Source organism: Chitinophaga sp. CF418, assembly GCF_900142925.1.
GTDB lineage: Bacteria > Bacteroidota > Bacteroidia > Chitinophagales > Chitinophagaceae > Chitinophaga.
The window spans coordinates 499,466-522,893 of record NZ_FRCN01000003.1 but is presented as its reverse complement, the minus strand read 5'-3'; the positions used below and the strand labels follow the sequence as shown (position 1 = coordinate 522,893).

18 protein-coding genes are annotated in these 23,428 nt (G+C 41.2%); 11 read left to right on the top strand and 7 right to left on the bottom strand.

What is annotated here, in order from left to right; translation table 11 throughout:
• The 3 genes from F3I09_RS09735 to F3I09_RS09725 all read right to left on the bottom strand — a co-directional run bounded on the left by F3I09_RS09735 (nucleotide 1) and on the right by F3I09_RS09725 (nucleotide 2,775).
• The gene (locus F3I09_RS09735; RefSeq protein WP_149694840.1) at nucleotides 1-1,536 is read right to left on the bottom strand and encodes a hypothetical protein; all 1,536 of its coding nucleotides are present in this window, start codon (nucleotides 1,534-1,536) and stop codon (nucleotides 1-3) included.
• A gap of 1 nt (nucleotide 1,537) precedes the next feature.
• Nucleotides 1,538-2,065 (bottom strand): RNA polymerase sigma factor, encoded by a 528-nt coding sequence (locus F3I09_RS09730; protein ID WP_149694839.1) that lies wholly within the window; start codon nucleotides 2,063-2,065, stop codon nucleotides 1,538-1,540.
• A 197-nt stretch (nucleotides 2,066-2,262) separates the two neighbouring features.
• A complete protein-coding gene (locus tag F3I09_RS09725) occupies nucleotides 2,263-2,775 on the bottom strand; it encodes a hypothetical protein (protein ID WP_149694838.1) in 513 nt (170 codons plus the stop codon).
• 557 nt (nucleotides 2,776-3,332) lie between these two features.
• On the opposite strand from F3I09_RS09725, the gene F3I09_RS09720 reads away from it, so the two are divergent.
• The 7 genes from F3I09_RS09720 to F3I09_RS09690 all read left to right on the top strand — a co-directional run bounded on the left by F3I09_RS09720 (nucleotide 3,333) and on the right by F3I09_RS09690 (nucleotide 15,475).
• Nucleotides 3,333-4,349, top strand: a complete 1,017-nt coding sequence (locus tag F3I09_RS09720) for a TIGR03118 family protein (protein WP_188133752.1) — start codon at nucleotides 3,333-3,335, stop codon at nucleotides 4,347-4,349.
• A gap of 454 nt (nucleotides 4,350-4,803) precedes the next feature.
• Nucleotides 4,804-5,403, top strand: a complete 600-nt coding sequence (locus tag F3I09_RS09715) for an RNA polymerase sigma factor (RefSeq protein ID WP_149694836.1) — start codon at nucleotides 4,804-4,806, stop codon at nucleotides 5,401-5,403.
• A gap of 140 nt (nucleotides 5,404-5,543) precedes the next feature.
• Nucleotides 5,544-6,674 carry a FecR family protein gene (locus tag F3I09_RS09710; protein ID WP_149694835.1) on the top strand — a complete coding sequence of 377 codons (1,131 nt, stop codon included), beginning with the start codon at nucleotides 5,544-5,546 and terminating at the stop codon, nucleotides 6,672-6,674.
• 138 nt (nucleotides 6,675-6,812) lie between these two features.
• Complete coding sequence (locus F3I09_RS09705; RefSeq protein WP_149694834.1) at nucleotides 6,813-10,193, top strand: SusC/RagA family TonB-linked outer membrane protein; 3,381 nt, start codon at nucleotides 6,813-6,815, stop codon at nucleotides 10,191-10,193.
• Nucleotides 10,194-10,203: 10 nt separating this feature from the next.
• Nucleotides 10,204-11,697, top strand: coding sequence for a RagB/SusD family nutrient uptake outer membrane protein (locus F3I09_RS09700; protein ID WP_188133751.1), 1,494 nt, complete (start codon nucleotides 10,204-10,206; stop codon nucleotides 11,695-11,697).
• Between the two features lie 51 nt (nucleotides 11,698-11,748).
• Complete coding sequence (locus tag F3I09_RS09695; RefSeq protein WP_149694832.1) at nucleotides 11,749-12,675, top strand: hypothetical protein; 927 nt, start codon at nucleotides 11,749-11,751, stop codon at nucleotides 12,673-12,675.
• Between the two features lie 208 nt (nucleotides 12,676-12,883).
• Nucleotides 12,884-15,475, top strand: a complete 2,592-nt coding sequence (locus F3I09_RS09690) for a S9 family peptidase (RefSeq protein WP_149694831.1) — start codon at nucleotides 12,884-12,886, stop codon at nucleotides 15,473-15,475.
• Nucleotides 15,476-15,551: 76 nt separating this feature from the next.
• On the opposite strand, the gene F3I09_RS09685 is transcribed toward F3I09_RS09690, so the two are convergent.
• The 3 genes from F3I09_RS09685 to F3I09_RS09675 form a co-directional block, all read right to left on the bottom strand.
• Nucleotides 15,552-15,800: a hypothetical protein gene (locus F3I09_RS09685; RefSeq protein WP_149694830.1), complete on the bottom strand. Its 249-nt coding sequence runs from the start codon at nucleotides 15,798-15,800 to the stop codon at nucleotides 15,552-15,554.
• 1,114 nt (nucleotides 15,801-16,914) lie between these two features.
• On the bottom strand, nucleotides 16,915-18,063 hold the full coding sequence (locus F3I09_RS09680) for a FecR family protein (protein ID WP_149694829.1): 1,149 nt from the start codon (nucleotides 18,061-18,063) through the stop codon (nucleotides 16,915-16,917).
• Between the two features lie 42 nt (nucleotides 18,064-18,105).
• Nucleotides 18,106-18,660: an RNA polymerase sigma factor gene (locus F3I09_RS09675; protein WP_149694828.1), complete on the bottom strand. Its 555-nt coding sequence runs from the start codon at nucleotides 18,658-18,660 to the stop codon at nucleotides 18,106-18,108.
• A gap of 448 nt (nucleotides 18,661-19,108) precedes the next feature.
• On the opposite strand from F3I09_RS09675, the gene F3I09_RS09670 reads away from it, so the two are divergent.
• The 4 genes from F3I09_RS09670 (at nucleotide 19,109) to F3I09_RS09655 (ending at nucleotide 22,405) form a co-directional block, all read left to right on the top strand.
• Nucleotides 19,109-19,399, top strand: a complete 291-nt coding sequence (locus F3I09_RS09670) for a hypothetical protein (protein WP_149694827.1) — start codon at nucleotides 19,109-19,111, stop codon at nucleotides 19,397-19,399.
• A gap of 1,003 nt (nucleotides 19,400-20,402) precedes the next feature.
• A complete protein-coding gene (locus tag F3I09_RS09665; RefSeq protein WP_149694826.1) occupies nucleotides 20,403-20,828 on the top strand; it encodes a LytTR family DNA-binding domain-containing protein in 426 nt (141 codons plus the stop codon).
• 122 nt (nucleotides 20,829-20,950) lie between these two features.
• Complete coding sequence (locus F3I09_RS09660) at nucleotides 20,951-21,508, top strand: hypothetical protein (RefSeq protein WP_149694825.1); 558 nt, start codon at nucleotides 20,951-20,953, stop codon at nucleotides 21,506-21,508.
• Nucleotides 21,509-21,676: 168 nt separating this feature from the next.
• On the top strand, nucleotides 21,677-22,405 hold the full coding sequence (locus F3I09_RS09655; RefSeq protein ID WP_149694824.1) for a carbon-nitrogen hydrolase family protein: 729 nt from the start codon (nucleotides 21,677-21,679) through the stop codon (nucleotides 22,403-22,405).
• 61 nt (nucleotides 22,406-22,466) lie between these two features.
• Here the strand turns inward: F3I09_RS09655 and F3I09_RS09650 are convergent, their stop codons facing one another.
• Complete coding sequence (locus F3I09_RS09650; RefSeq protein WP_149694823.1) at nucleotides 22,467-23,324, bottom strand: OmpA family protein; 858 nt, start codon at nucleotides 23,322-23,324, stop codon at nucleotides 22,467-22,469.
• Nucleotides 23,325-23,428: the final 104 nt, after the last annotated feature.

Sequence of the window (23,428 nt, the reverse complement as noted above, 5' to 3'; positions counted from 1 at the left end):
TCATAACTTCCACAACCTCCTCCTCACCACTAATTCCCCATTCACCGGACCGGCCGGAATATCCTTCGTCTTACTTATCCGTGTAAGCGGTACCAGTGCACGTAGTCCAAACTGCCATTTACCGGCCATATAATCCAGTTCCACCATACCATTGATCCGTACCTTTGAAAGATCCCGTTTATCTGCCGCAGAGGCGGGAGAAACGCTGGTCTGTACAATCCTCATAGTATCCATGATAGTCTGCCGGATCACAGCCTTTTGCAGGAAAGATGCCTGTATGCCTGCGCCCAGTTGCCATTTTTGGTGGACAGGGATCTGGTATTGTAACGCTACTCCCCAGCCGAATTGTTTTAATAAGGTCCGGATTGTATCATAGGGAGATAATTGAGTGTCAACATCAAGCCTGTGTTTATTGGATTTAGGAGTAGCGCTGACTAAAGGTTGTACATCCAAAGACAATGTGCCCTTCCATAACTTCCTTTCAACCCTTACCGCAGGGATCAGGTTGCGATAGAATTGATCTTTACCATTAGGTCCCATGAAATAAGAACTGCTATCATACAATGGCAGCGCTACATTCAACTGAACATATAAAGCCCAGCGTTTTTCAGTAAGCTTACTGCCGGCTTGACGTAGTGCAAGCGGGTCTGCTTTATGTTGTAAACTGGTATTATATGCTGTATTGGGGGATTGTATAAATGATAATTGCAGATGGGGATGGCTTTCTGTTTTCCCCACATGGTGTCTGTCATTATTAGTGTAAGCACTTGCTGGTGACTGTTGTTGCTGTATAGCGGGCGGCTCAGAAAGGGGAGCAGCTTTTCCGGGACGTCTTTTGCGAGATGCCAATGGCTTTGACAACAGTTTATCTGTTACCTGTTGCTTAGCGATAGTTTTTTGTTCGGTAAGTGAGTGTTCATCAGTTGCAAGTGGTACTAAGGGCTGCTTGTCTGTTGCCGATTGTTCAGGAGCGGCTTTAGTAGTAGTTTTTCCGACAACAGGGTATTGCCTGTCAGAAATTAACGATGGTTGTAATGAAGCAGATGATGTTGAGTGCTGCAGTGTTGTTGATGATTGTAATGATCCTGGTGTTTGAGATGATTGTGAATCCCGTTGAGAAGACGCAGATAATGTAACATTACTAACAACATCTGATACCGCTGAAGATGTTGCGTGCTGGAACGCAGTGTCCTGCTGTTTTGATATCGTCAATGTATGACTGTCAGACGCCGGAGATACAGATTGAATATATGCTAAGCTGGTATCATGAACATTATTTCCGGGAGATGATAAAGGCTCGTTATCCTTACGGCTGTATTGCCAAAGGATGCTACTGATTGTAGCTACAACAGCTATCACAAATACGCCCTTTATCCACAGATAACGTACAGGCGCACGGGCAGGTAAATTCCCTTCTACAGGCAATTCCGCGTCCAGCTTTTGCCGCATGGACTGCCATGCCTGATCGGCAGGCGGTATAGGAATTGGTAATTCCTCTTTGTTGAAATTTTTATTACCCGAATTTTGCTCAGCCATTTTAAGAATAATACTTTAATAATACCGGCTTTAATTTGTTTCTTGTCTCACTCAGATGCCATTTCACGGTTCCCTGACTCAGTTGTAGTCTTGCACATATCTCATTAATAGAAAATCCTTCAAGGTAGAATAAAATGCATATCGCCCTGGTAGCCGGTGGCAAAACATCCAGCAGTTTATAAATATCTCCCGACTCCATAGCAGAAAGTGGATTATCACTGTAGGAAATATCAATACCCTCTACACCGACATGTTCTGCCCATTTAACGGTCTTAAGCCTATCCAGCGCTGTATTGCGCACTATTGTATATACCCAGTTGAAGAATTGTCCCTTATCGTCCTTAAATAGTCCTATATTTTTAAAAACCTTTAGCATACCATCGTTCAACACTTCCAGTGCGTCTGCCTGCTCCGGAAAGAATTTCCGGCATAACAAAAACAGAGCAGGGTAAAACTTTTTATAAAGTTTCTCCTGACCTAAGCGGTCATTAGCTACGCACTGTTTGATCAATTCCTGAATGTCTTCCAAATGAAATTGTTCCGATAGGTATACAATAAGTTATTTTGATATTATGCCGGTATAATACCCTTATAATAAATGACTTTTACCGGATAGCTCCCCTTATGAGCGTCTCCGGTAAAAGTGCGAATATAGCCTGCTCCGCTACAGTAGCACTTGTGGCCTTTAACTACTGTAACGATGTTGAGCCTGATTAGTTACAGCCATCACCTGGACCTTTTACGTAGTCCGGTTGTATCATGATGCGGGAACGTATCATACGGTGGCCGGGGTGGATTCGGTGGATATGATGGGAATGTATCATGAGGAGGATACGTTGGGTGTGACGGGAATGTGTCATGTGGCGGATAAGGTGGATAAGGAGGATAGGACGGGAATGTATCATGCGGAGGGTATGGTACATGTGGGAATGTATCATGTGGTGGGTTAGGGATATGCGGGACAGTGTCATGAGGTGGGTATGGGAACGTATCATGTGGAGGATGCGGGATACTGTCATGCGGAATGGTGTCATGAGGAATAGTATCATGAGGAATAGTATCATGAGGTATGGTATCATAAGGAATAGTGTCGTGTGGAATGCTGTCTGTAGGAATAGAGTCCCGGTCATATGCCAGTCCATTCCCTTTCATTTTCTCCTGCAGCGACTCCTTGGTACAGGAACTTTGAGCAAAAATAATAAACCCGGTAACGGCCAGGACACCGATAAGTTTTTTCATAGAGTAATTGTTTATATAATGATGAACGGTGGGTGGATGGCAAAAGGTTGGGTACGCTGAAAAAAATCTTTGCTCTCAGGCTAAATATTTTACGCTCAGTCTGTTATGTATTATTAGCCCAACATGTTTTAAAACCATCTTAAACATAGTTGATTCGTAATGTATTATGATGCAGCTCTCATTATAGAGACAAAATAGTATGATGAATGAAAACCAGGCCTGAAAATATATCCTGGATAGTGAGGCAACTTTTCCGACAAAACACACGTATTAATTAAGAGACAGCGTTTTAGATGTCTTGCGTCCTGTTTTTCCTGTTTGCAGGGAAGTGTAAAAAAAACGGTTCTTGCTCAATTTGTCATGGTAGGGTGCATGCCATGTAGCATGTCAATATTCATTCACCGTTAAATCAGAAAGAAATGATAGTGTTGTTTGAAAAATATCCGGCGATAAATTCTGTAAACACAGGGTCACGCAAAGACAGAGGTATCCGTACGTCAGCGCGAAATTCTCTCATCTGGCCCCTTGGCAGTTTAATAATACTGTTAGTGTTAAATATGGGTTGTAGTAATGATGGTTATAACAACAACAACCCTCCTCCTGTAACCAAGAATTACAATCAGGTGAATCTTGTTACAGACGTGGGCGGCGGCCCCTATAGTTCTACCCTGGTAGATGCCAAGCTTATAAATCCCTGGGGCATAGCTGTTAATCCGGCAGGAGTTATCTGGATAACGGCCAATGGTACCGGTCTCAGTACTATCTATGATAAAGGTGGTAACACAATACTATCCCCAGTCAGCATTGCATCTCCGGGGCATTCTACCGGAGGGAGGCCTACAGGTATTGTATATAATGAATCTACTGGTTTTATGGTAGGTGGTGCACCTGCTAAATTTATTTTTGCTACAGAGGATGGTACAATTGCCGCCTGGGCTTCCGGTGCGGTTGCCGCTATTGTTGCCGACAGATCGGCTGCTCATGCAATTTACAAGGGACTGGCCATAGCTAAAGATGGTGCAGATTATTTCCTGTATGCCGCTAATTTTTATGCAGGAACGATAGACGTCTTCGATAGGGATTTCCATATGATCACTACCAAACCATTTGTAGATCCAACTATCCCGGCTGGCTACGCTCCATTTAACATCAGGAGCATAGGAGCTAACTTGTATGTAACATATGCAAAACAGGATGCAGCTAAAGAGGATGATGTGAAAGGTGATGGGAATGGGTATGTGAGTGTTTTCAACCCCGATGGTTCCTTTGTAAAAAGGTTTGCATCACAGGGCGCGCTGAATGCTCCATGGGGAATCGTTGCTGCTGCTCCCGGGTTCTGGGAAGTAGATAATACAATCATTATCGGGAATTTTGGAGACGGAAAGATCAATGTATATGATCAGGATGGCAAGTTCCTGGGCCAACTGAAGAAGGGAGATAATCCTATTGTCATTGATGGGTTATGGGCGCTTGAGAATAATATACCTTCTACGGCGGCGACGCAGTTGTATTTTGTGGCGGGGCCGAGTGATGAGACACATGGGGTGTTCGGGTATGTGATGAAGGCGTATTAGTGTCATATCATATTGCGGCATTTCCGGTTCTGATATAAGTAGGCAGAGAAAGATGACAAGATCATTTTAGAGAACTGAAGGAAATGCTTTTATTAAGGCGTCTTCATATTGAAGGCGTCTTTTTATATATATACTGTGGTGACTTGTTGACGGACCAACATATAGCCCGCGATTGAACAGACACTGCTCGAACTAGAGTTGATCCCTTAATAACTCCGGATTGACATCATCATCTTTATGCGTGTCAAAGATGAACTAATTCATTTAGTATAAAAGGTACTTTTTCAATCTACTCTGTCCTTACTTATTAACCATTCATTAACTCTCCAGGCCACCTGTAAGTAATCAATTACGCAAAAACAGTCCGATATTTGCTTTTAGAAATATAGTTATATAACTTAGTCACTATAAATAGGAAAAACTAGCTTATTAAGGTCGCGCACTTACTACTGAAATGAAGGGTAGATATCAACTGTACAATGATGCTCAACTTGCTGAGTTACTGTTTCAGCAAGACACACGTGCCTTCGAAGAAGTGTACAACCGGTATTTTGGTATCATATACAGCTTTACCCACAAAATGCTGCGTGACGGTGAACAGGCCGAAGATATTGTACAGGAGATTTTTATGAACCTGTATGAAAAAATGGGCAGCATCGTCATCAACTCCCTTCAGTCCTACCTCTACCAAAGCGCCAGGTACGCTTTAATAGACTATACCCGTCAGCGCAAAACAAGGATAGACTGCATGGCCGGGCTCAAACGCTATTATGAGCAAGGCAAATGGGAAACAGACGACACCGTAATCGAAAACGAGCTGCGGCGGCAGATAGAAAAGGAAATCAATAACTTACCTCCAAAAATGCGGGCCATTTTTGAAATGAGTCGCAAACAGTACCTCAATAATAAAGAGATAGCCAAACGCTCAGGACTATCAGAAGGCACAGTTCGCCTGCAGATACACAACGCTATCACAAAACTGCGCTCCAAATTGTCCTGCTTCCTCCTTCTGCAGTTTATGGCGACAATCTTGTGGCTCAACAGAACATTTTAACGAATAAATAATACATAAGCGCTGTTAACTCAATGTTAACACAGGGTTTAAAAATTCTGCCCACATCTATAACATTTGTTATTTTGATACGACTACACTTTTGATACCATTATCAAGTCAACGATATTGTTAAATCGAGAATGACGGAAGAAGAACTAAATGATCTGATAGACAGATATGTAAAAGGAGAATGCACTCCTGATGAAATGCATGTGGTAAACAGCTATTTCAATCAGGTAGCTGAAAGTGCACCTATTACTCCGATACGCCAAGATCTGGAAATGCTTCAACAGCGTGTGTGGGCGAAACTTGGCGTAAAGCACAAAACAGCATCATATGGTCCCTTTGTACGTTATGCTGCCGCACTTGCTGTTGTTTTCGGTCTGTCAATAGGGTATTATCATTATATAAATAATGCCAACCACTCAACAAACACTGAAACAGTAAATGATATACCACCAGGAGGGAATAAAGCAATCCTTACCCTGGTAAATGGGCAAAACATCAGTTTAAGCTCAACACAAAGCGGGATTATCATAGTAAAGGACTCCATCAAATATAACGACGGTAGTTCAATAGACAGTATACGCCCTTCCGCGATCAAAGAACCCGATGGAAGAGCTGATACAACAACCAGGATGCTGACAGTTGCTACCCCGCGTGGTGGGCAGTACCAGCTGGTGTTGGCAGATAGTACACACGTTTATTTAAACGCAGCAAGTACAATAACATTCCCTTCCCGTTTTGCTGGGCAAACAAGAGCGGTTTCTATTACAGGAGAAGTTTATTTTGAAGTAGCTAAAAACAAAAACCAACCATTCCTCGTTACCACAAAGGGACAGCAATTAAAAGTGTTAGGCACACATTTTAATGTAAGTGCTTACCCGAGTGAAACAGTAAAAACTACGCTAGCCGAAGGTAGTGTAGAACTCACATCTTCATCCCTCCAGAAACAACTGTTAAAGCCGGACGAACAGGCTTTGCTTTTATCAGCAGGAGGTTTTCAGGTTAGTAAAGTGCGTGCATCAGATGCCACCGCATGGCGTAGGGGATATTTCCGCTTTATGGAAACGCCCGCCAACGATGCAATCAGGCAAGTATGCCGCTGGTATAATGTAGAAGCAGATTACGATCATCTGCCCAGTGTACCGGTTACCGCTTTGTTATCTAAGAACCTTAGCTTGTTAGAATGCATTAGAGCCATTGAATTTAGTAACGGCATCTCAATTACATTAACAAATGAGAGGAAGCTAAAAATCAGCAAAAAATAGTCGGGAACAAAATCGACCAAAAAAAGTCATAAAAACGAACCGGGTACTGAATTGCACTCAGAACCCGGAGAGTCGGTTTCCATGTACTTCCACTACGCTAGTAGTATAAATAATTAAGAACCAACTAAACATAAAATTATGAATTTAATTCATTACGGGGGAAGTCTGCGCTCTTTTTATAAAGAAAGCCAGTCTTTAAGTATACGAATGTTTAAATGCATTGCGGTCATGAAGTTAATTTTAGCCTTAATTGCCATCAGTTTGCAGGTTACAGCCAGTACCTATGCACAACAAATTACCCTATCCTATAAAAATGCTGCCCTTTACGACGTAATGCAGGATATTACCGAGCAAAGCGGTTATAGTTTCACCCTAGCACCGGAGCTGCTAAAAAAATCAAAGCCAGTAACAATCACCCTTAAATCAGCCACTATTGAAAAAACTCTACAAGACCTCTTTAACAATCAGCCTTTCATTTACAAAGTTCAGGGCAAAATAATTATGGTTGTCCCCAAACCAGCTGAAAAAAAAGCTGAACCGACTAGTGCAGCTGTCACGTCCTTAACCAGGATCACCGGAACAGTCCGCGACGAAAGTGGCAATCCCCTGCCAGGTGCTACTGTGTTAATAAAGGGAACAGCGCTTGGAAGCGCCACCGATAAGGATGGGCGTTTCAGTATTAATAATGCACCTGAAGACGGAACACTTATCATTCGTATGATAGGCCGGGAAAGCAGGGAAATAAGCTATAGAAACGGCATTGTGCCTGAAATCAAGCTACAGGAATTAGAAGCGAACCTTAGTGAATTTCAGGTAATCGCATACGGTCAGGTAGAAAAGAAATACAGCACCAGTAATATCGGTACAATTAAGGCCAAGGATATACAGAATCAGCCGGTAACCAATGTTCTATTGGCAATGGCTGGACGTGTACCTGGATTATTTATTAAACAGCAGTCGGGAGTCTCTTCGGGTAATGTTGATATAACTGTTCAAGGTAGAAACTCGCTTATTAACTCCAACGACCCTTTTTATGTGATCGATGGCATCCCATATTCCTCACAATTCACTGATGTTTCTTTGATGGGAGGAGCTATCGTTGGCCCTGGTGGTAGCGCATTGAGCTTTATCAATCCTGCCGACATAGAAAGTATTACCGTCTTGAAAGATGCGGACGCTACTGCTATTTATGGATCAAGGGCTGCTAATGGTGCCATACTGATCACAACGAAAAAGGGCAATGAGGGACGGACACAGGTAGATTTTAACCTGCAAAATGGCTGGGGAAAAATAACTAAGCGATTGGACGTTTTAAATACAGAGGAATACCTGGCTCTTCGAAGAGAAGCATATGGGAATGCGAGGCAGAACGTACCAACACCTTCGTCAAATCCAACAACAAGTAACTATGACCTCAGTGTATGGGACCCCAATAAATATACAGATTGGCAGGACGAACTGGTTGGAGGAACCGCATTTTTAACAAACGTGCAAGCATCCGTGTCTGGTGGCAATGCGTCTACGCAGTTTTTAGCCAGCTATGGGTATATAAGGGAAACAACAGTTTATCCCGAAAGTCCATCCAATGTGAAGGGTAACGTACATTTAAATTTAAACCACACGTCAAAGGACAATAAATTCAAATACATCTTCAGTGGCAATTTCCTACAAGGTAGAAACAAACTTTACAATGAAGATCTGATGCGGAGGGCGATTCTTTTGGCTCCAAATGCACCAGACCTTTATAACCCGGACGGTACTATAAATTTTGCACCAGCCCCCAAGAATCCTAATTTAAGTACCCATAGGGCCAATCCGGCTACAACTATGCGACAACCATATAAAGGTATAACCAGTAATTTACTTGCAAATAATACGCTTAGCTATGAGATTCTGTCCGGCCTTCAGCTGAAATTATCTATGGGTATTAACCGGCTTTCGGCAGATGAAACCAAGCAAAGTCCAATTACTATTTTGCGTCCTGAGCTTCCCGAAAAAACAAGAAGAGCACAATATCTGACTAAGTCTATTAATTCCTGGATTATTGAACCGCAACTCACTTATGCGAAGATGACAAATGTTGGTGCGTTCGATGTACTGATTGGGGGAACGATTCAGCAAATTAAGACTGATATTTTACAACAAACAGGTTCAGGCTTTTCCAGTGATGCACAACTGGAGAATATAGCTGCTGCTCCAAATCTAAAAGTAGACTTAAGGGTTGCATCATTGTATAAATACAATGCGCTTTTTGGCCGTTTAAATTATCGGCTACGAGATAAATACATTCTTAATCTTACTGCCCGCAGAGATGGGAGTAGCCGTTTCGGTGCCGAAAATAAATTGCATAACTTCTACAGCGTTGGCGGAGCCTGGATTTTTAGTGCAGAAAACTTTTTTAAAGAAAGTATATCCTGGTTGTCTTTTGGTAAGCTAAAAGCCAACTATGGTACTACAGGTAATGACCAGATTACGGACTACAGGTATCTGAGTTTGTTACAAAATTTCCCAGTTGATGTGCCCTATTTAGGTAGCAATGGGATTTATCCAACAAATATTGCTAATCCCTACATACAATGGGAAGAAACCCGTAAGCTGAATATGGGTATTGAACTTGGCTTTATAAAGGATAAAATATTCCTTTACGCCAATTATTTCCGAAACAGATCTTCCAATCAGTTATTAAGGTATAACTTACCCTATATAACCGGATTTGATTTCATAGATCGAAACTTTCCAGCCACAGTGCAAAACACAGGAGTGGAACTACAATTGGACGGCACCATTTTTTCTAGCAGGAAATTTACATGGAGTAGTTCAGCAAACCTCACCATACCAAGAAATAAACTTGTCGCATTCCCTGGTATTGAAAACACAACATATGCAGATCAATTTATAGTGGGCAGGTCAACGAGCATACTGAAAGTGTATAAGTATGAAGGTGTAAATCAGACTACAGGGCTTTATGAATTTGTAACTGCAAAAGGTGACAAAACATCCAATCCTGATCCGATTTCAGACCGTACAGAACTTATCGATTTAAATCCAAAATTCTATGGTGGTTTCACAAACACATTCCAATATGCGGGTTTCATATTAGACATACTGTTTCAATTTGCTAAACAAAATGGTTTAGCATATCGCTTTGGAAATGTAGTTGGTGCAGTTAATACAAACCAGCCGAGCTATGTAGTTAATCGTTGGCGAAAAGCAGGTGATGTTGCAGAAATACAAAAGGCATCGTTAAGTAGTGATGCATTCGTGGCTTTAGGGGCTGCCAATAATAGTGATGCTAATATCACAAATGCATCTTACGTCAGGTTGAAAAACGTTGCTTTGTCATATAATCTTCCTGCTGAGTGGATAAACCGGGCTCACATCACCAGGGCACGCTTGTTTGTGCAGGGCCAAAATTTGCTGACGATTACAAAGTATGTCGGCCTAGACCCGGAAACGCAAACTGTCGATGCAATGCCACCAATAAGGATGATCAATGCAGGATTTCAATTTACCTTTTAATCGCATTAAGATGAAAACTAAAGGAACTATTTCACTACAATATAAAAGAATCGCGTTGTCGTTGCTTGCTTGTTTTGGTCTTTTGACTGGAGGTTGTAAAAAGCTGGCAGATGTTGACACACCGATAAACAGTACAAGTACAGAAAACGTGTATAAAGACAATAGTACAGCTTCAGCTGTTTTCATTGGATTATACTCCAGGATAAGCGCAAGATTTTTCAACGGCGGTTTAGCTTCATTATCGGTATATGGAGAACTATCGGCCGATAATTTATCGATTTACGACATTAATACTTCCAGAAGTTTTGCCCGCTACTATAGGAACGACTTGGAGCCGACATATGCTGATGAAACATCGACTACCTACTGGCAAACTGTATATCAACTACTGTATACAGTCAATGATGCAATTGCTAATTTAAATGGAAATGCACATTTATCTCCAAAGGTTGCTTCCCGGCTTTTAGGTGAAGCTTATTTTTTGAGGGCTTTCTGCTATTTCTATTTGGTAAACTTATATGGTGACGTTCCACTTATATTAACCACAGATCCGGAGGCAAACGCAAAAGCTGGCAGAACATCCACTACCGAAGTGTACGCACAAATGAATAATGATCTGTCAAACGCAGAGGCATTGCTGACACAAGATTACGTTCCTGCTGATGTGACTAAAACCACTAATGAACGCCTACGCCCAAATTTGGCAGCCGTACATGCGCTTCAGGCAAGAGTATTCCTCTATCAAAAGAATTATTCTGCGGCTGAGTCAGCGGCAACCAAAGTGATAGAACAATCAGATTATTTTTTCACTGAACTAAACAATACTTTTCTGAAGAATAGTCCAGAAACGATTTGGGCGTTACAGTCTGTAACCTATGGCATCAATACATTTGCAAACCGATACTTATTGATCACAGATATAGGACTGGATGGTAGTGATAATAACTTTTATCTTTCTGAATCTTTACTTAATAATTTTGAAGCAGGCGATCAGCGTAAAACCGATTGGGTAAGATCAATTGAAACAAATGGTAAGATCTACTATTACCCTACCAAATACAGAAGTCCTGTTATAGCTGGTTCGACAGTTTTCGAAGAATACGATATTGTATTGCGACTTTCTGAACAGTACCTCATCCGGGCTGAGGCACGCAATGAACAAAACAATATTGCGGGCGCAATTGCAGATCTGAATATGCTGCGCGACAAACGTCGTGGTCCCCAAACTCCTGATGTGGGCAATCCACTTCCTGCCATATCACTGACAGTTACGCAACAGCAATTGCGGCCACTCATTTTAAAAGAGCGCCGTTCTGAACTATATACAGAATGGGGCCACAGATGGTTTGACCTGAAGCGGTCAGGGACTATTGATGCAGTTATGTCAGTGGAGGTGCAAAAAAAGGATGCTACCTGGAGCAGTTATAAAGGATTGTTTCCCATACCCACCAGTGAAATATTTGTGAATCGAGCGCTTACTCAAAATACAGGTTATATCAATTAGCAAATCTAGGGGGAGGCCTATTTTCTCCCCCTTTTTACTAAATTAAAAAAGATGAAACAAATTGTCATGCTTATATGCTGGCTGGTGCCATGCATTGCCTTTGCTCAAGAGAGTATTTATGAAAAAAGAACTTATGCACAGCTTTTAACCGATTACAAAACCGGAAAGTTGCCGAAGCAGCAGTTATTGTCACTTTCATTAAAATCACTGGAAAATCGCCAGGACAGTATTGCCCGAAAGATTGCACAGGAATACAAATCCAGAAATTTAGAAGCCAAAGGATTTGAAAATAAACTCACTCCGGAACTGAAAAAGTTTATAACCTCCTTTCCGGCTATATTCTCAGTAAACGACGCACTGATCAGGTATATTATTCAGAATCCGGAAATTAGTAATCGAAAGTTTGATGATCCTGGTTTTTCAAAGAAGATCGCGAAACACATTCTCACTAAAGATATCATTGATCCTGCCTTAAAACCAGAGGGAAAGTTTGCAGAACAAATGCCTGATTGGTTAAAGCTGGAAAGGCAGGTCAATAACTATGCTGATCCCCAAACATCAAAAGCGCTAGTCATAGATGCAAAATTATCATGGTATAACGAAAAGATGGATTGGGACAATGTAGTTAAGTACAACCTGGAGAAAATTGAAATGGTTGGGTTAGATACTGCTGGTATTGGCAAGTCTATGTTAAATAACATGGTTTACGAGATTATTTTTCAGCATAGTAAGGACACCGCTGCACTCAATAAAGGGTTAGCGTATATGCAGATTCTGCTAAAGAAAAACCCTGACGCCGATACCTGGATTGATACGTATGCCAATTTGCTCTATAAAGTTGGTAAGAAAAATGAAGCCATGGAGCAGGAGCAAAAGGCGATAAATATTGCAAAGTCCAAAAATGACGAAGCAAGGGTTAAAGAGTATGCAGAGGCGCTGAAAAAAATGGTGAATGATCGTCCGACCTGGAATCAATAGGGGCTTCCCCTATCTTGTTGATGAAGTGATATGGCAGTGTGATGAATTATTTTTATCGACAGATGACTTTTCTCTAATAATTGTATGAGATGGAAGGTATTGTGAATTAAACCTGGAAGCTCGACATATTTCAACCGCTGGGTTAAAAGGTAATGTGGTACAACACGGCTCAAGTACAAGGGGATAAAAATCAATCAATAAAAACACAATGAAACAACTCATACTTATTGCGCACTTTTGTTTGTTATCTTTGCATGTATATTCCCAAAAGCGGGCATTGACTGATACTTCCTATAAAAACTGGACGTCTACGACATATGGGCTGATAAGTAACGATGGTAATTATGTAAGTTATGTCATCAGTAATATGCCCAAATTGAGCAGCACACTTGTAGTTACTGCTACTGATAAGTCGTGGCAAAGCAAGTTTACAAATGTTCAAGACACAAGATTTTCCAGTGACAGCAGGTACCTTTTCGGTATGTTAGGGGCTGATACATTAGTCAGACTTAAGCTCGGAACGACAGAGCGTAAGTTTGTTCCGCGTTGCAGCTATTACAGTTTACACAACAGTAATAATATTGAATGGCTGATCTCAGTGTGCGGTGATAGCAGCAAGCAGGCAGTTGTTGAAAATCTCCGTAACGGAAAGCAATTCAGTATATCTCATATCGAACAAATCCTTAGTAAGCAAGGAGACAACATGCTTGTGCTAACAAGAAGCAAAAGCGATTCATCATCAATCCTGATGTTAGTGGACCTGCCCACAGGTAAAGTGCAAGAAGTCTATAATGGGGGGGGAAGTGGCGATTACATTTTTGATCACACTGGAAATCTTATTGCTTTCACTATAGCATTAAATGATCGGAAAGCACTTTATGTCTTCAATAAACAGGATAACCAATTAAGAGAACTGCAAGTTGATAGCACAATTCTAGATCCCAGTGTATTAACGATCAATACGGCAACTGTATGGCGATTTACTTCAGATGACAAATCACTGATGTTTGCTATGGATAGTATAGAAACTGTTGGCTCGGATGCTGTAGGGAAGGCATTTATCTGGAGCTATCAGGATTCATATCTTGCAGGTGGATACAGGAATTTTAAGTCTTTTGCAAAATTAGGAAAAAATTTGACAATCTTCGACTTGAAGACAGGCAAAACTCGCCGCCTGTTGACTGGTAACCAACGTGTATCTGACTTCTTTCATAATACAGACGTTTTGCTTGTTAAAGCATCTCATGGCATGTCTTTTGAGGTTCCGTGGAACAAAGCACTCTATCTGGATTACCTGATATGTCATACAAAGACAGGCCGACTGGACACAATTAAACTAATGTCTTCCTATGAACTATCTGAATTTAGTTTTTCAAACGATCAAAAATATCTGATCTATTTTGATCCAGTAAAATATGAATACAGAAGTTTTAATACGGAAACCAGGAAAAATTCAGTGATCAGTAAAAAAATACCCGAAAGCCTGTCGAGGTATGAAATGATATGGCCAGGAAAAGATAGTATCGGTGCCGCTGGAATAGCTGGTTGGATAACAGATCTAAACCGTGTAATCATACAGGGACGATACCACCTGTGGAGTGTCGATCCGGAGGGCGTAAGTGATCCTGTAAACCTTAATGCGAATTGTAATGATTCAAATGGGATGATCTATAACCTTCCAAGTAGAGACTTTCGATTTAGTTCTAAGCAAGAAATTATCATTAGCTCATTCAATCTGACGTCTAAAAAGACGGAATTATATAAAGCAAATTTTGCAAAAAAAAAATGCATTGAAGTCTTTAGAACTGACGATTTCTTAGACGAAGTTTACGCGTTGCCATTTTCGACATTTCAAAAAGCGAAATATGCCAACAAGTATCTGTTCCATCCTGAAAATGTATCGAGATCCAGCAATTATATTTTTACTGATGATTTTAAAAGTTATGACACACTTTTCGGTAATAACCCAGAATCGTTTTACAATTGGATTACCTCAGAAGTGATCAGGTATAAAGACAAAAGCGGCTTCGACTGCGAAGCAGTACTGTATAAACCGCAAGATTTTGACAGTTCTAAGCGGTACCCGGTCATCATGAATTATTATACGGAACAGTCGAATTGGGTGAATAAACACATTTCTCCCGAACCAATTGGTTTGCTGAACATTCCGCTGCTCGTTAGTAACGGTTATCTTGTTGTTAAACCAAACATATATCTGCATCAAGGAGAGCCGGGCGAATCAGCATTAACAAGTGTAATGGCTGCAAGAGATTATATTTCAATGTATACGTGGGTGGATAGCACTAAAATAGGGATATTAGGACATAGTTTTGCTGGCTATTTGACAAATTATATAGTATGTGGTACAAACAAGTTCGCTGCCGCAGTATCCGCAGCTGGATTAAGCAATCTTATTGATGGAGTTACTGACACCTGGAGTAACGGGAGGGCAAAGGTAAATTATTTTTTGAAGGGGCCTTTTACCATGCGGAAAGAGTTGAATGAAATACCAGACAAGTATATTAAAAATTCGCCCATTATGCTGACGAACGGTATAAGCACGCCGTTGCTCTTAATACATAATGAAAAAGACAAGCAAGTGCCAGTTCTTCAAAGCATACAGTTTTTCATTCAGCTGAGAAGATCGGGCAAGCAAGTATGGCTTCTGCAATATGAAGGAGAAGGTCATAACTTTACTAAGGAAGAGAATCAGATCGATTCAGAACGGAAGATTATGGACTTTTTTGATCATTTTCTGAAAGGTAAACCAGCGCCAGATTGGCTAAGCGCTCACAATTAAATCAATGGAGATAGGTGTAATTCACTCTAATTTAAAGAAAGGGTGTCCGCAAATGTGCGGGCACCCTACTTTGTTTTTACAGTCCTTCGTAATAAGGAGCAGTAGTAGTCGGAGTAGGTTGGTTAAATTGAGTTGTTATATAACCCGTACCCAACAGATCACCTGTAGTTAAAGTGGTGGCACCTAAAATTGTAGATGTAGCACGTGCACCTGCAACGGTTGTGATATAAACCTTGTCAGAAGCTCTTTTAACTTTGAAAGCGAATGCGCCGCCAGCAACAGCGAATAGAGCGATTGCAACCAGTGCCAATTTAGCCTTTTTCATAATGAAAGTTTTCAATGTTTGAGATTTGTCTCCCTACTCTTTTCTAAGGGTTTTCGGGTTCCCCCTTTTTTATGTTCGCGAAATAAAGTTTTGTTTAATAGCGTTGGTTTTGCTTATGGCAATTCCCAAAAAAAGCATGCTGATTCCGGAACTATGCAGTGAAGGCGCTTGGCGACCCAATAGCCTATCCCTGCAGAGATATGATGGTTAAGATGTCCTGACCAGGAGACGCCGGATAACCAAATTATATTTCTCCGAGATTGTTTTTGTCAATTTCAATTGGATGCTCATCAACAGCACCCATACACGCGATCTGTAACCAAGAACAGATGTCGAGTAGAAAAGAAAGTAAAGTAGGAAAATGTCATTGATGAATTCAACAACAACAGAGACAAGGTATAATCAGAGTATGGAACTTCGGATGCATAAAATTAGTTTGGGTTAAATTCAAACGGATATGGTGGGTTCCGTTGATATAATTTACTTATACAAAGCTACTTCTATCTTCGTTTTTTTCCCTTAGGAGATGAACTTAAAACTTTGGAGGGAGCGTTTTTTACTTTCTATTCAAATCATATGATAAAAAATATGCTTACGTATTGGTTAAAAGGTAATGCTTTAGATGCTTGGTGTCCTATTTTTCCTACTAAATGAATGATGGTTGAAAAATAGCTCCCTTCGTTAGACAACAAAGGAGTTTACTAAGCCTTTAAAATAAACTATCTTTTATCTATTTCGTCTCTTCATCGGCTCCGATGATGATGAGTGTTAGATCATCAGTATAACCGTACATTCATCTATGGAAATTTCATTTACCATTAGGGTAACTGGCGTATCTTTCATTTTTTGAACTAGTCTGAATTGAACTATAAGCGGGGTTACCTGCCGGCTTGGGAGCCCGGCAGGCGGATGAAACAGTTTTAGAGGCGGCTGACACTAAAAACGATTGAGGTCCTGTTGGGTCAGAAATCTTGCTTGTACTTAGATTGAGTGCATTCTCCATTCTTTTATCCCCAACTTCTGTTGTTGGTCAGCACTTGGCAAGAGTGATCTCATTGGTAACAGCCAGTAACCATAACAACAGCGTCGGGAAGGCCTGTAAGGGAAAAACTACTTAATTGAAGCGTATATGAATAATACTGTCGGCTGAGATAGTGTAGTCAATGGCTCCTGTGGCCTTTAGACCCTTTAACTGAAGCTCCAGTGGCTGGTAGCGGTCAATTACTCCCGAGAAGCGTTTATCGGAGGCTTGTTTATTATCCAACATTACCTGAACGCCGAACCATCGGGGGATCACCTTACATACGTCCTCAAATTTTGCATTGCGGAAAATGAACTGGCCAGTACGCCAGCTTAACGTTTCATATTCGTCAAATTTATTGACGTTTATACCTTTGTCCGAAACGGCGCCCATATAGCCAGGCTCCAGGACAATACTATCATTAGCAGATTTTACTTTTACTTTACCGTTAACCAGCGCAATTTTGGCTAATGAGTCGTATGCGTTCACGTTGAACTCGGTACCCAAGACCTGCACAACAGAGCCAGGTACATGTACCATTAGTGGCTTGGATGCATCTGTTGCAGCTTTTATATAACATTCACCAGTTACATATACATCTCTGAAATGTCCACTAAACTTCAATGGAAACTTAACAGTACTTGCTGCATTCACCTGAATACGAGAGCCGTCTGGCAGCACTAATGAATAATCCTTCCCTGCAGGCACAGTCACCGTAGCAAACTGTGCAAAAGTTGATTCTGCTGCCTTTAATGTAAGCGTTTTACCAGTTACTTTCCAGTTGGCGCCAGCGGTATTTACTAGTGTATCTTTATTTATGTTATAGACAGCCCCGGATGACAAAGCCAATTGTACATTCTTACTTAAGTTTTTTTCTGAGAATGTTTTGGTTAATTCTTTATTATTGTTCTTACTATTTGTAAAGACACCGATATTGGTAATGAACAGTATGATAGCGGCTGCTGCTGTCATTCCGGCTACCAGGTAAACAATCTTTTTCCTGGACTGTTTTGCAGGTTCAATTCTGCTTAGCAGTCTGGCTGTTTGGGCCTCGGTTGTATGATCAAGCAGGTATTGGTTCACTTCATCAGAGCCAACTGTTTCCCACAAATGGTTCCGAATATCAGCAATTTCAGGGTCTTCATTTGCTTGTTTTAACAAAAAAACGCTCTCCTGTTCAGTCAGTTGACCGTCAATCTCATGCATTATCAGCGAACGTATATAGCCAAGGTTGTTTTCCATTATATTAATATCTTATAAAATCTACCAAAAGGTAACGTCTTGTTACAGACTTTTTTTTGATCCGAGCACACTTCTCAGAATTTTTAGCGCCAGACTCACGTTATTCTTTACCACCTGCAGGCTGATGTTCTGTTGAGCTGCAATACCTTTTTGGTCATGCCCCTCCATATATTGTAACATAAATGACTTACGAGCGGCTGGCGGAACTAATTGCAATGCTTTGTCCAAAAGTTTAGCGAGTTCTTCCTGCTCAAATGGTTGTTCAGTAGTAATTTTTTCGGATATATAATCATACATCTTCTGCTTCTCTTCTTTATCCAGCTTACCGCGCATATGTAGTACACTTGCATTCCAGGTTGCCCGAAGAAGGTAAGGTAAGAAGGGGCCTGTACCAATCTTATTTCGCCGATTCCATACATCGATAAAAATCTCTTGCACAATATCTTCTGCATCGTTGAGATCGTTGACAATATAGAATGACTCCCTGAGCATCCTGGTTCTATATTTGGCATGAAGCTCTGCAAGGGCCGATGCACTATCCGCCTTAATTTGCTCTAATAGTTCGAAATCGCTGTGCTTAGTTTCTTCTCCCTTCATATTTCAAGTCTGGATGACCTGTTATCAATAGTTTTTAAACATAAAAATGATGCCGGTGTTAAATAACTGGACAAGAATCATGGCTGCCCCTATCTCGTTGAGGCTTCAGGTAGTATCATTTGTTATTTTGCTAGGTTTTTCATTCCTATTGTTTGATTTTCTTTATAAGGCTGTAAGGTTCCGGTAGACAGAGCCTTCAGCCTGTAAATAGAAGGAGTTAGGGGCTTTGATTCATACTTATTGTCTTCAGTAGACCATTGCTGTTTATTGCTTTGTACCCTAGTTTCTTTTTAGGATATATTGAAGTAACGCTTCGCATCTCGGTATAACCTTCATATTGAACCAAAGAATCATCTAACAGCGAAAGCCATTATTTTTTTAGTAATAGTGTAGCATAAATTTCCGTAAAACCCGCAATCCTAATTCCCCTAGTTTTAATCTAAAAATTATGGCAAGAACAAGAAATCCATTATTAACCGGCGTAAGGCTCGGTCACGGTGAAATAGATCCGGGCTTTATACTGAAAGCCCGTAAGGGGAAGGTATTTATCAGTAAATACCCCGACATGAGCAATGTCATTCCTTCGAAGTTGCAGTTGAAATCCAACAGTAAGTTTACAGCTGCAATAGCATATGCAAGAGGCATTATCAATGATCCTGTAAAGAAAGGTGCTTACAAAGTCAGGCCTGGAATGAGTGTATATCATTCGGCTGTTAAAGACTATCTGGATAGTCATTAGAGATATTCAGGATGAGCCAGCAATTATACTGATAGCTTATAAGAAGAAAGCCGCTTCATTTTCGAAGCGGCTTTCTTTTTTACTCCCACCCAATTTCAAAATAGACTCTATTGCTATCCCAGTGTTCATTGAAGATGAACTTTTTTCTCATCCACTGTTTCTTGTTTTTAGAGACGAGCTTCCAATTAGGTGGATTGTGAAACCGCCTGGCATCGGGCCCGAGGGTTTCGTCATTGTAGTAATAGTAATGGTTCCAACGGATATCTGAGCATTTGCTCCAGAATGTGCCGTGATAAGGACAAATCCAACAGCGACCGTATATACGCTTATGAGCGCATTTGTAGGTTTTGTTATCAGTTGTCTCTTTCAGTAGCTTTTTGTTCTTCACTTGTAAACACTTTGGTGTTACAAGGCATCAAATTCTTTTTTCATATTTACAAATATAAGATATATATAATGTCATTGGAATTTTTCTCGCTACATAAATGGTGTTCGGCTTTCCGTAGTACTTGCACATTTGGTCATTTCTGTTAAGGAATTGTCTGGAGTAATACGAGATCTAACATTGAGGCGCGCATGAGATATAGTAGAGATATAGTAGAGATTCGCTTATCCTCCCTTAATCCTCCCTTTAAAAGGGAAGATTAAGGGAGGATAAGCGAATCTCTACTATATCTCTACCGAATTTCAACCCAATTATAACGGCAAATTTTTCAAAATTCCGGTCTCATTTTGATCTATAAATGTTTATTTTTCATTAAATTACATGGATATTGTTAATTCCAGTCCGGTACTTAACCATAATCTTTTTTAGTATTAAAAGTTTCCACTATGAACACCATTTCAATGAATCTTGCTTCAGGTAATTTCCACTCCAGTAACTCTCTTACTGGTCAGTCTAATTCTATACTACTACTATCCCTACTACTATATTCCCTACGCGGCTTCCACAGCGCTCTTTCCCCCCGTTTTAAAAACCAATTGTTCACGATTCCTGATTTTAATGAAAGAAGGTATTCTGATCTTTACAAAAAATGGTATTCACGAAGTGGTCTTTTATGAGGAGATCATCTATATTACCGTACAGAAGCATTATATCCTTTTGAAACTTACAGACGGCCGTTCCCTCCCCGCTAAATACAGCCTGAAACAAATCGAGAAGCAACTTCCCCCCAATATTTTCTTCCGTACCCACAGAAATTATATTGTTTCCCTCAGATGCATTAAAAGTGTCGGAGCAGACACCATCATCGTAAAGGGAGGAGATGAAATTTTGCTGACCCAGGAAATAAGAAAGTCTTTTTTTAACCTTTTTACAGTGATTGGAAGTGGGGAAAATGAGGGGGCTCGTGACGGGATTTCGCCTCCTCGTGATCGAATTTCGCCTCCTCGTGCACTTTCTTCAAAACCGCCTCAAAATCCTTCCTAACATTGTGTCATCAATCACAGCCAAAGGGGCTGCACCTGTAACAGGAGAGAGGTGCCTCCTGTTACACCCGGCGGTGGTGATTGTAGTAAAACTTGATTTTTAATCTTAAAAACTTAAAGAATATGGCATACATAAAACAAAATAAAATGATGGAAGGAACGTCCGGTACTATTGGAAACGTAACCTTCAGCGTAAAAAAAGATAAAACAATTTCCGGTCCCAGGCGTGGTCCTAGCAAGAAGCCGCCGACTGAAGAGCAGTTGGCAGTACAGCTGAATTTCGAACGTTGTTCGGCATACGCTCAGAAAGCAATCTCTGATCCTGCAACGAAACTGTTGTATGAAAAAGCAACAACGGGAGGCCAAACAGCCTTTAATGCAGCCTTCAGGGATGCAGCCAGACCGCCAAGGATATTGGAAATTGATACGAAACAATATAAAGGCCTGGTGGGCGATGTGATCGTAGCCCTGGTGAAAGACGTCGTCCGCGTCGAGTCTGTAAAAGTAACAATCCTGTCTGCGGCAGGAGCGGAGCTGGAGCAGGGAGACGCCGTCCCGGATATCGGCAACTACTGGAAGTATGTAGCTACAGCAGCGAATGCCTCAGTATTGGGTTCCCGTATCCAGATTACGGCCACCGATCTGCCGGGTAATGTTACCGAAGCAGAATTTGAGATCTAGTGATTCATTTAACAGGAAGCGTTCTGGTCTTATGGCCGGAACGCTTCCCCTTACTGTAAAACACAATTGCCACCAATAAAATATCCCGCCCCACTTCTTTTTCTTAAAATATAGCAATAATATTACATCATCCTAACCGGCAAGCATCCATTAAAAACTCACCAGACTATGAAAATTTGCGTAGCGCAGGCAAAAGCAGTAAAAGGCGACATCCGGAGTAACATAGAAAACCACAAAAAGATCATTGATCTGGCTATTGCTCACGATGCAGACATCATCATCTTCCCGGAATTATCCATCACAGGTTATGAACCCACACTGGCAAAAGACCTGGCGATCTGTATAGACGATGAATGCCTGAACGATTTTCAACACATCAGCGACGAAAAAAAGGTAACGATCGGCATAGGCGCACCGCTGAAAGGAGACACAGGTATCACGATCAGTATGGTACTGTTTCAGCCAGGTAAAGACAGAGAAGTGTACGCGAAGAAATACCTGCATGCAGATGAAGATCCTTACTTCGTTAGCGGACAAAGCACCGTTAGTTTGTTGGGAGAGGAAAGTGATGTGGCCCTGGCTATTTGTTACGAACTGTCAGTACCGGCGCATGTGGAAGATGCTTATAAAAGTGGCGCAGCAGTATATATTGCCAGTGCGGTGAAATCGACAGGAGGGATTGATAGGGCGATTGCAAGATTGTCAGAAATAGGAGAGCAATATGAAATGACGGTATTGCTGGCGAATGCAGTAGGGGAGTCTGACGGATTTGAATGTGCAGGGAAGTCTGGCATATGGGATAATACCGGTGTACTGGTGAATCAGCTGGATGCTACCAGCGAAGGCATCCTGGTGTTTGACACAAAGACACGCAGTGTCATTGCAGCGACGGTATAAAAGAAGGAGCGCCTCCGATAACGAAGACGCCCTTCCTTGCTATAATGAAATGGATGATATCTTATTTCTTTTCCAGCAGTTTAAAGAACTGGTCAAGCTGCGGCAGTATCACGATACGTGTACGGCGGTTAGCAGCCCTTCCTTCAGGTGTATCGTTGGTGGCGACAGGAAGGTATTCACCTCTACCTGCGGCGGTGATATGGGCAGGAGGAATACCATAATCAACCTGTAATATCCTTGTTACAGCAGTAGCCCTCTTCACACTCAGGTCCCAGTTGTCCAGTAATACGCCTCTTTTGAAAGGGTTGGTATCTGTGTGGCCTTCCACCATAAACTCAATATCCGGCTGATTAAGCAATACCTTCGCTACTTTTCCAAGCACTTCTTTCGCCCTTGCAGTGATATCGTAGCTGCCGCTTTCAAACAGCAGTTTATCTGATATATCGATATACACTACGCCTTTCTCTACTTTGATGTTAATGTCTTTATCATCCAGGTTGCCAATGGCGCCTTTCAGGTTCATCACAAGTGCCATGTTCAGAGAGTCTTTACGCGCAATGGCGGATTGCAGGTCCTGTATATAGGCATCTTTAGCGCCTATATTATCCAGTGATTTCTTGATGCTTTCTGCCTGTGAATTGCTGATAACAGACAGATCTTTCAACTGGTTCAGTAACGTGTTATTATTCTGTTTTAATCCTTCCACTCTTTCTTCACTCAGGTTTCTGCTACGCTCAAATGCAGAAGCAGTGTCGCGTAAGCTACGCTGGCAATCATCCAGTTTACTTTGCAGGCTTGCATATTTGCCCGATAAATCGGCATATCTGGCCTCAGAAGCCTTGAATTTTTTCGTACTGACGCAGGAGAATAATAGAACGGGAAGTGATAATGCTAATAAGAATATGACTCTTCGTTTCATACAAATTGTATTTGTTTATAATGACTCTAACTGTTGTTCCTTGTAACCCGCATAAATCCAACACCATGCCACATTTTAATACGTACTCATGCTTATTCCTGTTA

Coding starts and splice junctions, on each gene's coding strand:
- F3I09_RS09665 (WP_149694826.1), top strand. CDS start 20,403: ATGAAAGAAGGTATTCTGATCTTTACAAAAAATGGTATTCACGAAGTG.
- F3I09_RS09720 (WP_188133752.1), top strand. CDS start 3,333: ATGGGTTGTAGTAATGATGGTTATAACAACAACAACCCTCCTCCTGTA.
- F3I09_RS09725 (WP_149694838.1), bottom strand. CDS start 2,775: ATGAAAAAACTTATCGGTGTCCTGGCCGTTACCGGGTTTATTATTTTT.
- F3I09_RS09655 (WP_149694824.1), top strand. CDS start 21,677: ATGAAAATTTGCGTAGCGCAGGCAAAAGCAGTAAAAGGCGACATCCGG.
- F3I09_RS09705 (WP_149694834.1), top strand. CDS start 6,813: ATGAATTTAATTCATTACGGGGGAAGTCTGCGCTCTTTTTATAAAGAA.
- F3I09_RS09660 (WP_149694825.1), top strand. CDS start 20,951: ATGGCATACATAAAACAAAATAAAATGATGGAAGGAACGTCCGGTACT.
- F3I09_RS09675 (WP_149694828.1), bottom strand. CDS start 18,660: ATGAAGGGAGAAGAAACTAAGCACAGCGATTTCGAACTATTAGAGCAA.
- F3I09_RS09650 (WP_149694823.1), bottom strand. CDS start 23,324: ATGAAACGAAGAGTCATATTCTTATTAGCATTATCACTTCCCGTTCTA.
- F3I09_RS09690 (WP_149694831.1), top strand. CDS start 12,884: ATGAAACAACTCATACTTATTGCGCACTTTTGTTTGTTATCTTTGCAT.
- F3I09_RS09735 (WP_149694840.1), bottom strand. CDS start 1,536: ATGGCTGAGCAAAATTCGGGTAATAAAAATTTCAACAAAGAGGAATTA.
- F3I09_RS09715 (WP_149694836.1), top strand. CDS start 4,804: ATGAAGGGTAGATATCAACTGTACAATGATGCTCAACTTGCTGAGTTA.
- F3I09_RS09680 (WP_149694829.1), bottom strand. CDS start 18,063: ATGGAAAACAACCTTGGCTATATACGTTCGCTGATAATGCATGAGATT.
- F3I09_RS09685 (WP_149694830.1), bottom strand. CDS start 15,800: ATGAAAAAGGCTAAATTGGCACTGGTTGCAATCGCTCTATTCGCTGTT.
- F3I09_RS09710 (WP_149694835.1), top strand. CDS start 5,544: ATGACGGAAGAAGAACTAAATGATCTGATAGACAGATATGTAAAAGGA.
- F3I09_RS09700 (WP_188133751.1), top strand. CDS start 10,204: ATGAAAACTAAAGGAACTATTTCACTACAATATAAAAGAATCGCGTTG.
- F3I09_RS09670 (WP_149694827.1), top strand. CDS start 19,109: ATGGCAAGAACAAGAAATCCATTATTAACCGGCGTAAGGCTCGGTCAC.
- F3I09_RS09695 (WP_149694832.1), top strand. CDS start 11,749: ATGAAACAAATTGTCATGCTTATATGCTGGCTGGTGCCATGCATTGCC.